The sequence below is a fragment of the Enterococcus infantis genome, assembly GCF_049166715.1.
Lineage (GTDB): Bacteria > Bacillota > Bacilli > Lactobacillales > Enterococcaceae > Enterococcus_C > Enterococcus_C leclercqii.
Genome location: NZ_JBMHFB010000011.1, coordinates 98,313 through 112,505 on the forward strand (window position 1 = coordinate 98,313; position 14,193 = coordinate 112,505).

At 33.4% G+C, this 14,193-nt stretch carries 14 protein-coding genes; 8 read left to right on the forward strand and 6 right to left on the reverse strand.

Annotated features, from left to right (window positions below):
• Positions 1-153: 153 nt before the first annotated feature.
• The 3 genes from ACOMA8_RS13050 to ACOMA8_RS13060 all read left to right on the forward strand — a co-directional run bounded on the left by ACOMA8_RS13050 (position 154) and on the right by ACOMA8_RS13060 (position 2,269).
• A complete protein-coding gene (locus ACOMA8_RS13050; RefSeq protein ID WP_349735616.1) occupies positions 154-1,149 on the forward strand; it encodes a hypothetical protein in 996 nt (331 codons plus the stop codon).
• A 5-nt stretch (positions 1,150-1,154) separates the two neighbouring features.
• Positions 1,155-1,904: a hypothetical protein gene (locus ACOMA8_RS13055; RefSeq protein ID WP_173103999.1), complete on the forward strand. Its 750-nt coding sequence runs from the start codon at positions 1,155-1,157 to the stop codon at positions 1,902-1,904.
• A gap of 149 nt (positions 1,905-2,053) precedes the next feature.
• Positions 2,054-2,269, forward strand: a complete 216-nt coding sequence (locus ACOMA8_RS13060; RefSeq protein ID WP_173103998.1) for a hypothetical protein — start codon at positions 2,054-2,056, stop codon at positions 2,267-2,269.
• Positions 2,270-2,583: 314 nt separating this feature from the next.
• Here ACOMA8_RS13060 and ACOMA8_RS13065 read toward each other — a convergent pair whose 3' ends face one another.
• The 4 genes from ACOMA8_RS13065 to ACOMA8_RS13080 form a co-directional block, all read right to left on the reverse strand.
• Positions 2,584-3,879, reverse strand: coding sequence for a site-specific integrase (locus tag ACOMA8_RS13065; protein WP_421371282.1), 1,296 nt, complete (start codon positions 3,877-3,879; stop codon positions 2,584-2,586).
• A 63-nt stretch (positions 3,880-3,942) separates the two neighbouring features.
• Positions 3,943-4,218: a helix-turn-helix transcriptional regulator gene (locus tag ACOMA8_RS13070; RefSeq protein WP_060815436.1), complete on the reverse strand. Its 276-nt coding sequence runs from the start codon at positions 4,216-4,218 to the stop codon at positions 3,943-3,945.
• A 39-nt stretch (positions 4,219-4,257) separates the two neighbouring features.
• Positions 4,258-5,103 (reverse strand): rolling circle replication-associated protein, encoded by an 846-nt coding sequence (locus ACOMA8_RS13075; RefSeq protein ID WP_311880325.1) that lies wholly within the window; start codon positions 5,101-5,103, stop codon positions 4,258-4,260.
• Between the two features lie 204 nt (positions 5,104-5,307).
• On the reverse strand, positions 5,308-5,658 hold the full coding sequence (locus tag ACOMA8_RS13080; protein ID WP_421371284.1) for a hypothetical protein: 351 nt from the start codon (positions 5,656-5,658) through the stop codon (positions 5,308-5,310).
• Positions 5,659-5,840: 182 nt separating this feature from the next.
• On the opposite strand from ACOMA8_RS13080, the gene ACOMA8_RS13085 reads away from it, so the two are divergent.
• Genes ACOMA8_RS13085 through qatD form a run of 5 tightly spaced genes read left to right on the forward strand, consistent with a single transcriptional unit; the run spans position 5,841 to position 11,339 of the window.
• Positions 5,841-6,704, forward strand: coding sequence for a helix-turn-helix domain-containing protein (locus ACOMA8_RS13085; RefSeq protein ID WP_311880323.1), 864 nt, complete (start codon positions 5,841-5,843; stop codon positions 6,702-6,704).
• Positions 6,705-6,745: 41 nt separating this feature from the next.
• The gene (locus ACOMA8_RS13090) at positions 6,746-8,608 is read left to right on the forward strand and encodes a KAP family P-loop NTPase fold protein (protein ID WP_349706347.1); all 1,863 of its coding nucleotides are present in this window, start codon (positions 6,746-6,748) and stop codon (positions 8,606-8,608) included.
• Between the two features lie 5 nt (positions 8,609-8,613).
• A complete protein-coding gene (locus ACOMA8_RS13095; protein ID WP_311880321.1) occupies positions 8,614-9,336 on the forward strand; it encodes a hypothetical protein in 723 nt (240 codons plus the stop codon).
• Positions 9,329-10,606 carry a Qat anti-phage system QueC-like protein QatC gene (gene qatC / locus ACOMA8_RS13100; RefSeq protein WP_311880320.1) on the forward strand — a complete coding sequence of 426 codons (1,278 nt, stop codon included), beginning with the start codon at positions 9,329-9,331 and terminating at the stop codon, positions 10,604-10,606. The genes ACOMA8_RS13095 and qatC overlap by 8 nt, the downstream gene beginning before the upstream one ends.
• 4 nt (positions 10,607-10,610) lie before the next feature.
• Complete coding sequence (qatD, locus tag ACOMA8_RS13105; RefSeq protein ID WP_311880319.1) at positions 10,611-11,339, forward strand: Qat anti-phage system TatD family nuclease QatD; 729 nt, start codon at positions 10,611-10,613, stop codon at positions 11,337-11,339.
• 320 nt (positions 11,340-11,659) lie between these two features.
• On the opposite strand, the gene ACOMA8_RS13110 is transcribed toward qatD, so the two are convergent.
• A complete protein-coding gene (locus tag ACOMA8_RS13110; RefSeq protein WP_349706345.1) occupies positions 11,660-13,024 on the reverse strand; it encodes an ImmA/IrrE family metallo-endopeptidase in 1,365 nt (454 codons plus the stop codon).
• The gene (locus tag ACOMA8_RS13115; protein ID WP_311880317.1) at positions 13,024-13,341 is read right to left on the reverse strand and encodes a hypothetical protein; all 318 of its coding nucleotides are present in this window, start codon (positions 13,339-13,341) and stop codon (positions 13,024-13,026) included. Before ACOMA8_RS13115 ends, ACOMA8_RS13110 begins: the two co-directional genes overlap by 1 nt.
• Between the last annotated feature and the right edge of the window lie 852 nt (positions 13,342-14,193).

The window sequence follows — 14,193 nt, forward strand, 5'->3', positions numbered from 1 at the left end:
TTTAAATTGAACAGAATAATTCTGATTTTCCAGTAATCTGTTTTTACTTTTAGTTATTATAAAATTAACAGACACGAATTATCAAAACGGTTGTAAATTATCAAATGCGGTGATAAAATTTGCTTATCATGATAAAACGGTAGGTGAGTTAGATTGAACGAAAAAAAAATCTATAAAGTATTTGAAAAGATTGCATTGCCAGTTCAACTAAAAAATGTAGTTGTTAATTTGCCTATAGCTTTTGAGTATCGATATGATTATCTAGAAATGACGATTTTAAATGAAAACAAACAATTTGTATTAGTTAAAGAAAAAAGGACAGGGTCGATTGAATCATTTATAAACCAGGCGGATAAAATAGGTGAAATTATCGGACAAAAGATTATTTTAGTATTTACGGAGATACCTGAAAAAACTAGAACATTATTGTTAAAAGCTCGAATTCCTTTTGTGGATTATAAGGGGAATTTGTTTATCCCGGATCTTGGAATGTCCCTTAAGAGAATTCAAAATATAGAGCTAGGCTTAAAAGATAAATTATCTCCTAGTGAACAAGCAGTACTTATAAGTATTTTACTTAGAACAGGAAAAGGATTTACACCAAATGAAATAAGTGAAATAACCGGCGTATCTATTCCGACCGTCTATCGAGGTTTAAAAAAATTTAGTTCGTTTAAATGGATTGAATCAGAATATGGAAGTTATTCGTTCTTACTTTCCAAAAATGACGTTTTTGAAAAAGCTGCTTCTTTTTTTACAAACCCTAAAAAGCAAAGTGTATATTTGAAGCACAAAGATATTAATCAATTAAGTGAAATAGAGACAACCAATACTAGGTTAAAAGTTGCTGGACTACCGGCATTGAGTAGAATATCAAATTTAGCAAATACCGAGGAAGTATATGCCACTTCACTAAAAGTGTTTAAGGAGTCAATTGAAGATTCAATAATGAGTAACAAGGAAGTATTTGAAGTGAATATTGGTAATAGGGTTGAACTAGAATTATGGAGTTATTCCCCATTTTCCCTTAGTAATGATCGATTCGTTGATCCAATATCGTTGTATTTTAGCCTTAAAGATAGCGATGATCCAAGGATTGAGATGGAACTGGATGAACTACTTTACAAAATAAAACAAAGTTTGGAGTAATTGAGATGCCGTTAAATAGTAATGAAAACTTTCTAGAAGCCTTTAAAGATTATTCGGATCGTTATGTGATAATTGGTGGTACCGCTACATCACTTGTTTTACATCAAAATGGATTGAATAGTCGTTCAACAAAAGATTATGACTTAGTGGTTATCGAAGAAAAGAAGGATCGGTTGTTTTATCAGGCATTTGTTGACTTTATTTATGCGGGTGGGTACACACCAAATAAAATGGATGAGAAGGGAAAACTATATCGCTTTAAAACAGATAATCCAGATTATCCAGCAATTATAGAGCTATTTTGTGTAACGCCAAATTGGTTCAGTAGTACATTAAGAACTGCTCCGGTACATTTTGATGAGGATATGAGTTTATCTGCACTATTACTTGATAAAGATTATTATGATCTTCTCGTAAAAGGAAAAATTATTGTAGATGGTTATTCAGTGCTGGATAGTAAATATCTTATTGTGTTTAAAGCAAAAGCCTGGTTGGACTTAACTAAAAAACGTGAACAGGGAACCATGCGAGTGGATAGTAGAAACATCAAAAAGCATTTAAACGATATAGCAAGACTATTAGGTTCTTTGAAAAATCTCGATTCGTTGCCCCTTAATGAACGTGTGCAAGAAGACATGCTGGAGTTCTTAGATGAATTACAGACACGAATAAATGAAATTCCTCAAAATGAGGATATTCCTTTTGATAAAACGCAGACATACGAGATGTTAACTGTATTGTTGCAATCTAAATAATAATCCCACCCTCAAAGGATTTATTATAGCTTTAATTACTTTAAACTACTATGTAATCAAAAAGGAGTAATTTTATACAGAAAAAATTGATATGAAGTCGCTTTGTATCAGCATTTTATTAGTAAGCAACCTCTAAGTAGTCATAGGGTATGAATGATGACAAACATTATATAAAATACACCACAAAAATTGAGCGAGAAAAACTTCGAGATACTGCTTTGGCATACTCAGCATTAGATGCAGCAATGCCTTCCAAAGATACGATGAAATTAGTAGAAGAATATGTAGATGGAAATATTGAAATTATTGAGATATTAAAAATAGTCATTGAGAAATATCGCTCGTCTGAATTTGAACGCGAATGAGATATGATGTTGTTCACGGTGACAGTAGATATTCCTAGGTACGATATGTCAAATATAAATAATTGTTGATTTGTTATTTATATTGAGTAGTCTTGTTCTGGTTTGCGTATTTTTTTGATGTACGTTTTGATGTACGAGTTGCTTGAAATCAGTTGAAATTGATTGATATAAAGATTTTTAAAAAATCTATAAAACCCTTTAGATTAAACGATAAACAATCGATTTGTGTTATTTATAAGCAAAACCAGGTCTTAAAAAAGCTCGTAAAGCATCTCAATTCTCTAAGCGTTAAAAACAGCTTCATATCAGTACTTTCAGGCGTTTCGCAATTCACTTTGCGAAGCGTCTTTTTTTGAGTTGACACCATTGTTGACACCATTCCGGTCTGACTCTTTTTGAGACAATTTACGATAGGCAATTTCACCAATGGGCATTTGAATCACATTTGGTGTATTTACATAAGTTCTTGTGATATTGGTATCGCTGTGAGTCAATGCTTCAGAAATCTGTTCTAGAGCGACACCAGCTTGTTTGGCTAAAGTTGCCCCAGTATGCCGTAACTTGTGTGGAGTCGCATGGGTAAGGTTCTTATGTCGTCGCTCAATGGATTTCATACGGTAGTTCAAATAATCTGTATGAAGTCTTTGATTGATATTCCCTTTATCATCAAAGAAGGTAAAGAGTAGCTGTTCTTCGGTTTGTTCGATTTCAAATTGAGATAGTACTTCTTTTTGTTGGACTTTCCACTGCTGAAGTAATTGCTTTAGTTCATTTGGAATATGGAAAATTGTCGTTTTATTCCCTTTAGTACTTTTTTCATTGCCGAATTTATCTAAGGCTTTGCCAATCGTAATCTGGGAAGTAGTGAAATTCACGTTCTTCCATTTGATAGCGTAAGTTTCTGATTTTCGATCAGATAAAAAGAAGGTAGTCAGAAATAATACATAGTCCTGTAAAGTCAATTGCCCACTTTCATAATCACTTTGGACGGCAGTTAACCATTCTTGAAGTTGTTCAAAGGAGAGGTATAAATCTTCTTCTTTTTTTGTTTCTTGCAATTGGTTTTTCTTAGTAGCGTTAATTCGTTTAAGCGATTTTTCTAGTTTATTTCGTTCGATGTATTCAAGTTCTTCCGCCCAATCGAAAATAGAATTCACGTAGCTACGTAGTATTTTGAAGTTTGCGTATTCGGCAGCCTTTTGTGTCATGATTTTTAGAACGAAAGCTTTATTTTGATTCAAATAGTTCAATGTGTATTTCCCAAACATTGGTAAGATGTGAAGTCGAAAAATATCTTTTGTATTCGCAATTGTCACAGGAGTAGGAGACTTCGTGTTTCGAGAAGTTAAACCAGCTGTATAAGCATCGATCCAGATATCTTCATAGAAAGCTTTGAACAGTGCTTCACCACCTAGTTCAAAAGCATTCTTTTCTTTGTTTTCCCGTAGCTCTTTAATCTTGGCATAAAAATCAATTTCTGCTGCTTTTGCCTCCTTTCTAGTTTTGAAAGTTTTGGAATAAAGTTTGTTTACGCCTATCATCTCTTGAATATCTTGTGGATAGTAAAGCCGTAAACGGTAAGTCTCATTTTCTGTTTTGCTAATTGCCATAGTATTTCCCTCCGAATTTGCGAGCCGAAATCAAATACTACATGGAGTATAACGATGTCGGAATTATTTTGCTAGGCTTGCTAGCCATTGATCAATGGCGATACGGTCAAATCTATTTGATCCGTGGATTTGAATGAAGGGCAAGCCATCTTTAATCCAGCCATCTAACGTATTATTGGAAACTTGTAGATAGTTACAAGTTTGTTTTTTATTCATATAGCGGTGTTGCAGGTTTTCCTGTGTCTTAATTTTTTCGATTTCAGTTGTGATTAAATCAGATAGTTGAGTAGAAATGATGCCCATCTGGTCATCACTGAGTAAAATTTTCATTTCGGTCATATTCTCACTTCCTTTGAATTTTGCGTAGGGAATAATGAATTATTTTTTTATCTTGGTATAACGAACAATGCTTTCTTGAAAATCCATCACTTGTTCTGGATTCCCATCTTCATTAACAGCACTGTAAAATATTGGACGTCTTACAAGATACTCATTGGTATAAAGCACGTCTTGATTTGTGGTATCAAAAGGTTGATCCACGAGTTGTTTTTTGACACTAGGTATTTTGAGATTCTGAGATTTGAAGAACGCTTTTTTCTTATGCTCTTTCATATCCAAGTCCTTATCAAAATATTTACTGATATAGCGTCCACGATTTTCGATACTATCCACATCAATCTTGTTGATTTTGACAAATCCATGTCCCCAGATGGTTGTAAGGCGATTGAAGGAGATAAAAGGAAAGTCAAACAGGATAATGTGATAATGGATGGCGCCTCGTTCTTGTTTTTCCCACGTGGCAAGGTATTTTAGCTTAGATTTTTTTGTGTGATAGAGTTCGTAGTTTAGTCGTTTGATAAATTTATTAAATTCATTATTCGCATAGGCAATGTCTTGAATGTTTTCTCTGAAAGTGAGAGTTAAAAATTTTGTCTGATTGTCAAAGTTCATATCCACGAGTCGAGCAATTTCAAATCGCATATTTTGATAGTGTTTTTGTTTTCGTTTTAAGCTGTCGTATTGTCCTTGAGCAGATAATTCATCATAGTTTTTTCTCTTATCAGTGATGGTGTTTTCTTCTTCATAAAGCCAAGCTAATTCTTTTTTTCGTTTTGGATTGGTTTCATTTTTGTCTGATTTTTGTTTAGGAGTAATGATTGCTTCATAATCATAAATTTCAAGGTACGTGGGAGTTTCAATGATTTTCTGATTATAAGCCTTCAAAAATCATCACTCCTTGTTGTTTATTCAATTGTCAATGATCCGTTTATTTTCTCTAGATGTTGTTCTATAAATCAAGTTAAGGGGAAGTCCTGCAAAGCAGTCCTTCCAGCCTATGGGTTTATTGGGCGGTCTTAACGGACAGAAGCGGCTCTATGGCGCTGCCTCGCCGTTTCGTCCTAACCACCCAACAAACCCATAGGAAAATTAGTTTTGCGTAGTAGGGCCTTGTTTTTTCGGAATCAAAGTTGTCGCATCTGCCGTGGCTGATAAGCCGTAACTAACGAATTGACCATTTGAGCGTCCCCAAGGTGCAATTACTAAATTGGTAAATGTAACCATGGCTAAACCTTGTTGAGTAAGCTCTTCTGGAGTAATCACAGGAGTTTCAGATTTGACTTTGACGCTGATTTTTTCGTAGCGGAGTTTTGGTAGGATACATTCATAACTCCAACCTAAAATTTCTCCGTCTTTTTGCCAGCGAGTGACGTTGACGACTTGGTATTCTTTTTCGAGTTTTTCTTTTGGTAAAGTGAGATCATTGATTTTAATTGGCATAATAGCCCTCCTTTTTGGATATACGATAATTTATACGATTGGTTTAAAAAAATATAGATGGCCATCTATGATTTGTATTTTATACGTTTGTTTATACGAAGTCAAGAGATTTAGCAAAAAAACATATACGAAATTTTATACGAGTGATATAATAGAAAAAAATGACAAGGAGGAAGTAAACTATGTTTGGTTTATTACAACCTGATAAAGTGAAGGTAGGACAACGAATTAAGGAAATCAAAGAGAGTATGGATCTGTCCTTTACGGAGTTGGGCAACCGCTTGGGGATAAAAAAACCAACGATTAGTTCCTATGTTCAAGGCTATGCGTTGGCACCTGAAAATGTGATTAATCAATTATCGAGTATTAGTGGGAAACCGGTAGGTTGGTTTTATTTTGGAAATATTGAAGAATATATTGCAGACTACTTGAAGTTAAAAGGGCAGGGTAAATTGGTAAAAGCTTATCCTGAAGTGGTGAATGAAATCAGAGAAGAGTTTTTTACTGGTGAGTTTAAAAATCCAGGATGGGAAAATGAAGTTGGCTATCCAATGGAAGAATTTATTGATGATTGCTTTGCCGATATTTTGCCAAAGATTATGATGCGCTATGTATCAGATATCGTGAATGAACAAGTTGTCAATTCAAATAAATTGAAAGAGCTAACCGATAAAGAAAAAGAAGAGACAGCAATGATTATTGCATCGGATACGAATGACTTTATTGAAATGAGCGGCGAAATAAAGTTTGGCGAAAAAGACAAAATCATTAAAATGGTAAAGAATTCGATAGATAGTCTTGCGGGAAAAGGAAGTATTGAATTTTCAGAAGAATATTTGATTGGAAAATTAATCAATGTGTTAGATGACGATAAAGCCACGGAAAGGATGATTTCTGATCTATCACAAGATCTGATGGCTAAGCCATTTTGTACTCTGTTTGGTGGAGAAGAATTGGTACGGATATTTCAGTCTATACGACCAAAGTTAATGAAATTGTACGTAGAGAAGACACCGGATGAGATTTCTGAGTGGTTTGATAGATAAATAGCACTTCTATTTCTGTGCTTCAAAAAGTATGTAAAGATATGAGTGGAAAAATTTTAAAAGGGAGAATAAATATGTGGCGAGATAGTGAAACTGAGATAGATTATCTGAATTTTGGTTACTTAACAGAGTTGTTAACAGAATTAATAGATAATAAAAAATTACTTCCAGCAACTATTGGAGTTTATGGTGACTGGGGTTCAGGAAAATCTAGTCTAATTAAAATGGCTATTAAAAATTTAACGGAAAAGAGAAGCAGCGAAAAGATTGATGTCTTAAACTTTAATGGTTGGATGTTCGAGGGCTATGAAGATGCCAAATCTGTTCTTTTAGAAAGTATTTTAGATACTATTAGCGCTCGTGAAGGATTGAGTAAAAAAGCCACTGAGATTCTTAAGGGATTATATAGAAGTGTCGATAAAATAAAATTGTTCAAAAAAGGTGCAGCTATTACGGCAGATGTTCTAGCAACAGGAGGTATTGGTACTGTAATTGGGGAGACGGTTAAGCAATTAACTACTTTGAGTAATCAAGAAATCTCTGAAAGTCAATTAGAAAAGGTGACTAATCATGTTAGGGACGAGTTAAACCATAATGAATTACGGAAGGATTTAAAAAAATTCCAAGCGGAGTTCGCTGAACTTCTTTTAGCAAGTAAAATTGAGAAATTAGTAGTTTTTATTGATGAACTTGACCGATGTAGTCCTGATACGATTATTGAAACCTTAGAAGCGATGAGACTTTTTGTTTTTACTGGAAATACGGTTTTTATAATCGGTGCAGATGAACGACATATTTCATATTCAGTTGAAAGAAAGTTTGCTGAAATAGAAGGAAGACAAATTGATATTGGTCAAGAGTACCTTGAAAAACTTGTACAATACCCTATTAAAATTCCGCAATTAAATGCGAAAGAAGTCGAATACTATATCTTCTGTTTACTTTTGGAAGATTCTTTCGAAGATGAAGGTTTATCAGGATCAATATTCATCCAAATTAACACCGAGAGAATAGAAAAAAGGCTTAAGTTTGAATTACAGAAGGCTTTATCGGGGTATTCTGAAGAGGAATACTTCGACGAATTAAAAGAAGTGTATACTATTGCTCTTCAATTATCTAGACTGTTAGCAGTAGGGCTTAATGGAAATCCAAGACAATGTAAAAGATTTTTGAATACTATGAAAATGCGTGAAATTATGGCTAAATCTTATGGCATTGAATTAGATAGAAAAATATTAACAAAAATTATGCTTCTAGAATATTTTAAACCAGCAGCATACGAGCAAATAAGTATTCTTTCAAACAAATCCGAAACAGGCATTGTTGAAGAATTAGAGGATTTGGAAAAGGATATACGTAGTCCACAAAATCCACTAAATACTTTTTTCCAAGATGAGTGGGGAAAAAATTGGTTAACAATAACACCGTCATTAAAGGAGGCTGATTTACGAGAGTATTTGTTCTTCACTCGTGACACACAAAAAAATCAAGCTAGTATTGGTACTCTTAAACTTAGTAAAAATGGTCAAACAATATTGAAATTCTTGCAATCAAAGGGATCGGCTAGTCTAAATTCCGCAATCGAAAAAAAAGACACTATTCAAAGATTTGATAAGGTAGAAATTGCCAGAATTTTGTCGGACAATCTATCAAGTAGTAAGGATATGTATAGTTCTAAAGATTTTCAAAATCTTTTTGAGTGGATTTCTAATAATGCAGATGTACTGGATGAAACGATTTATTTTCTTAACTCACTAAGCGGTAAAAAAATTCCAAGTGCAGCGGGTGTATTATTTCAGAATTATCTTGGGCAAGATAATAATGATAAAAAATTAGTAGATTTGATAGACAAATGGCGAGGTCAGAATAGTAATCTGGAAAATATTCTAAAAAAACAGGGGTGAATTAAATGGGAACATCTTCGTCATTTGGTGGTCCAAGCAAGAATCCACTTTTACCGGATGATTACAATGATAATAGTTGGAAAAATGCAAAGACGGAATTTGGAAAATATATGAACAATTCAGGTGGAGATCCGTCTTCACTGTTTGGAAAATACGTAAAAGCCAGTGGTGGAGCGAAAGCTTTGGCGAACTCGTCAATCGGTGGTAAAGCAGGATTTTCTGGAATTAATGATTTCATAGCTCAAGTTAATGATATCGGGCTAAAGGCTACATTAGATTCATTTCGCCTTTTATCCGAAGGGAAAACTTTGGATGAAGCTCTTTCGGAATTGGCTGGAATTATTGCTCCAATAGGTAAGTCAAAGGAAGAAGCTGTAGCACGAAAAGCAACAATTGATACCATGATGACATTCTATGACATGATTGATGAACAGAATCTTGATATTGAAGAAGCAAATAGCATATCGAGCGAATTTATTGATGATTTACTTTGTGAGTATCTAAAAAATTATATAACGGGTCTCTTATTGAAAGACCTTGGTTATGGTGTTGAAAAATATGTTGAAGATCCTGAGATGCTATCTCTAAAGGAGCAGGAATTGAGAGATTTTGTTGACAGTAAAATTTATGTAATGTTGAAGAATTCGCAGCTTAATCAACCAACTGATAAAATTATTGACACCGTTTTTGAAGGGGTAATGGAAATAATAGGTGGAAACTATGAATAAAAATATCTCAAATATCAGTTGTTCTTCTTTAGCGTTTACCGTGAATCTAGACTCTCCAGAAGATTTTCGTGATACTTTCTTTAGCAGAAGTAATAATAGATTTTTCTCAGTACTGGATGATGCTAGAATTGATCTTTTATCAATTTCCAATTTTATATACGCAGCCGACCGTAGAATTCCTCGTTCAAGTGCCAAAGATGGATGGACTAGAGAAATTAATATGACCATTTATGTATTATTACTTGAAAAATGGAAAGTAGCTCAAAAAGTTCTAGAAGAAATGCTCTCTTTTCTTACTGGTGACACTTGGACAATAATTTTTAAAAAAAGAGAATATAGTGAAAATGAGATAAAACTTCGTAAGATGGATTTTTATATGGATGATGAGGGAATCGGAAAAAATGTTTGTATGTTTTCTGGTGGATTAGATTCTTTTATTGGTGCTATTGATATGCTGACTTCCGACAATGAGTTTTCTCCTATTTTTGTTAGTCATTATGGGGGTGGGAGCAAAGGAACCAAGGACTATCAACAGGTTCTTCAAACAAAGCTCATAGAAAAATTTGAAAAACTCTCCGATTGCAATTTTGTATCGTTTTATGCAACTGCAATGAAATCATTAACAGGATTGGATGAACCTACAACTAGAAGTCGATCATTTATGTTTTTCTCTCATGCTATTGCTCTGACACATAGTGGCGGACAATTAATAATTCCTGAAAATGGATTTGTATCGTTAAATGTACCATTATTTGAATCGAGAAATGGCAGTAGTAGTACAAGAACAACGCATCCTTACTATATGAACTTATTTAGAAAAATTCTTGAATTTGTGGGAATTAATATTTCGATAGTAAATCCGTACCAGTTATTAACTAAAGGAGAGATGGTCCAGCAATGTCTAGATCAGTCTTTTTTAAATCAGAATCTTGCCAATACCATGTCTTGTTCTCATCCTGAACAAGCAAGATGGAGTGGATTCTCAGAACCTATTCATTGTGGGTATTGTCTTCCGTGTACAATAAGAAGAGCTTCTATCCTATCATCAGATATTCAAGATACTACTCCTTATCGTTATAAAAAATATGAAAACACTGTAGGGAGAGAAACATTAAACGCTTTAAAAATTGCTATCTTTGAGAATCAGCGTTCCAATCCAATTTCTCGTGTTCAATACTCGGGGCCTCTTGAAGTAGGAAGTTTAAAGAGATATGCACGTGTTTATTCTATCGGAATGTGTGAGATTGAGAAATTAATTAACGAGGTATAAAACGATGAACTACTTTGATACACATTGTCATGTAGATTTAGCTGAGGATCGAACGAGGATGGTTCAACAAATAAATCAGCAAAAGATATATACACTTGCGGTGACAAATTTACCATCATTATTTGAAAAAAATAAAGCGACTATTCTAGAAACAAAGTACCTCAAACATGCTTTGGGTTATCACCCAGAGTTAATTTTTCAGTTTCCTAATCAATTGAAAAAGTTCCAATCTCAGATAGGTAAAACGCGCTATATAGGTGAAGTGGGAATTGATGCTAGCAATCGGAACAAACAATCATTAGTCATTCAAATAGAAGTATTTGAAAAGATTCTACAGATGGCTACTAACGAATCTAATAAGATTTTTACAATCCATTCGAGAAAAGCTGAGAAAAAGGTTTTAGAACTCTTGAAGCAATATGAGGGTGGAAAGAAAATACTTCATTGGTTTCAGGGTGATGAGAGAGAGGTTGAAGAGGCCGTTAAGCTAGGGTGCTACTTCTCGTTCAACTCGAATATGCTATTAACTAAGAAAGGCAAATTACTGATGAAAAAAGTGCCTTTATCAAGAATCTTATTAGAATCAGATTTTCCTTTTACAGTTGAGAACTCTAGGGAATTACAACGGAGTTATTATCAATCAATTATTGATGGATTAGCAAAGGAGATTGGGATTGAAGCTAGTGCACTTGAGTCGCAACTACAAAAAAATCAATTTGATATATTAAATTGATTGTTAACAACTATTTTGTCAGGTTCGGAGGTTAAGTAGGAAAGGCTTGAAAAAACCTAAATGCTAAAGCAGACGGTTATCATGATATGCTGAGAAGGTTCGAGGACAAGTCAAAGTGTTAGCTAACTCGTGAGTTCCTCGGGCACTGACAAAAGTACACACCTAATAAATAAAGTCAAAAGAGACGTTAGGAGGAGTCTTTTGACTTTATTTATTGTGTTTTACGGAATAGAAGAGTTTTTTCGTCTAAAATTATTGATGTGCCAAGGCTAAGCATCTCGATTTCGTGCTAATTATTATCGAGAAACTAGCATGAATGTTTATTCTTCATTTGTTGGTAAAAATATTGAATAGTTATTTATAATTTTCTGAAGAATAAAATCAAATAATAAGTTACTTTCCAAATCCGTGCAGCGATCTAATTCCACCAAACCGTTTCTGTACAGACTCTTCTCGCCTTCCAAAATATAAATTGGTGGTACGGAAATTGATAATAGCTGAAGATTCAAAAAAGCTCTTGTTGTCCTTCCATTCCCATCTTGAAAAGGATGTATTACGGTCAATTTATGATGTAGTGAGCAAAATTCTTTAATCGAAGAACTGATATCGTCTTCGTTAACTTCTTTTAAACATTTATTTGATTCTTGACCGACTTGATAAACAGAAAGTCCAATTTTTTCAGGATCACTTGTTTTAACGCTAGTTCCGCTTATTCTAGCATTAGCTTCTCTAAAACATCCACCAGCTTCCGGAAATGGCGCACATTCATAAAATTTCCTATGCAAAGATAAAAATGAAAGGTATGAATCTCTCATAGGAACTTCATCAAATATCTGGTTATACATTAGATATTGTCCTATAACTTCGGATTCATTTGAAGTCAACTCACTTCTTACTGCCTTCACACCGTTAAGCCTTATTAAAGTCAGTATTTCACTAATTCTAGTGTCGCTAAGTGATCCGTTTTCAATACGATGATCATTTGTTATTACATATCGCAAGAAGTCAGTTTTTATTTTTTGAGGTGGCTTTATTTTTATAAACTGATAACTGTTTAATATTTGCTGGTATAAGATAGAATCACTGCTCAATCCTAATTCAGTCTTCTTTTTATTTGGTTTATATTTTTTTGACACCTTGCCAATGTCGATATCTCTCCAATTTAAAACACTAGATACTTTAATTAACATGGATTGAAAGCTAACACCAAATTTGACACTTAATTTAAGTACCTCATCCAAATCGGTTCTGCAAATTGGATTGAGTTTCAAAATATCTCTTAAAATAGAAGTAGGAACTAAAAATTCGCTAGCAAATTTATTAGCAAAAACTTCTATTCCAACAGTATCACCTGTTTTACAAAGAATGCTTTGATTATCTTTTAGGTGATGGCATAGCTCATGAGCTCCTGTAAATCTTTGTCTAGTAACTGGACGATTTTTATTTATTCCAACAAATGCAGGTTCATCATTTTCCGGTAATAAATAAAACCCTTCTAGTTTATCAAAGTCAACGATGCTATAAACAGCACCGCTTTCTTTTAAAACTTTGAAGGGATCAATAGGTAAATCACTCATATTTACTTCTCTACCAAAATAGCGAAAATGAGCTTTCTTGGCTAACGATTCTGGCGTATCAGAAGTTTCATATATATTAAAATTACAATTTAGCAAGCAAGTTTTCATTAGCACATCTCTTCAATATACTTTTTTTTGAAAGTTAATATTTTTTTTATCTCATGTTTGTCTTTGTCATTGATGTGTGAAAATGATCTTGCAAACCCGAGAGTGTCAACGTTAATATCGCTTCTGCTTTTTTCAACTAAATCTACAGCTTCAACACCAAATAGAATACAAAGCTTATTTTGAAGTTTTGAATCTAGATTATTAAAATCACTGAATTCAATATCTCTATATTCATCAAGGGAGATTGATAGCTGTTTAGCAATAAATTCAGGACTAAGTAATTGCTGTTCGCGTATTCGTTTAATTCTAGTTGCCATTTTACACACCTCCTTAATGATAATATACCATAGATTAAGGTATCAAGCATGGATAAACTTTGACAATTTTTTATTCTTTGGAAAAAATTAGACTATAAATATCTGTTTACAACTTTTCAGAATACACTTTTTTCTCTAAGGCTAAAACTCGTCAAATTATTGTTTTACGAATTTTATTTGAGATATTTATTCAATATAAAATTAAATTGAAAATTCTGTCTTAATTTATGTAACTCAAGAATAATTCTTACAATGTATCGTAATTGATAAAATCTTGATAATATTTATATCAGACTAAATTACTTGTGTTTTATTTATAAATGTAACCATAATTCTATTGTGAAAGTTTAACGGTCATTAAGAAAGTAAACGAGTATTAATGATACTTTTAAATTTTCTTGATACAAGTTTGATGAGGTCATTCTACTCAATAGTATTGTTTAATATCATCAAATCGGCTCGCGAGTAATTGACACCATCGCTTTCAAATAATTTGAAAGGTAATAAAATTTTTCGTGTCTTAATATCTCTAAATCGTTGCTATTAAAGCATTATGAAGCTGTTTTGAAAAATGGTTGGGCTAACCAGGTCTTAAGAAAGCTCGTAAAGCATCTCAATTCTCTAAGCGTTAATCGTTGTTATACCAACGATTTCAAGCACTTTCCATTCAGTTGGAAGGTGCTTTTTTATTGATCAAAACAGGTTAGTAGGCAGCGTCTAGTAATTGGAATGGCAACCCTTTTTTTGACAAAATTTATAAGGTGTCATGAAACCTTCCTGTTATTGCTCCGATTGCCCTTGAAAATGAGTCTCCTCGGATCTGATGCTTCTCGGCAGATGCTCAAGCTAAAA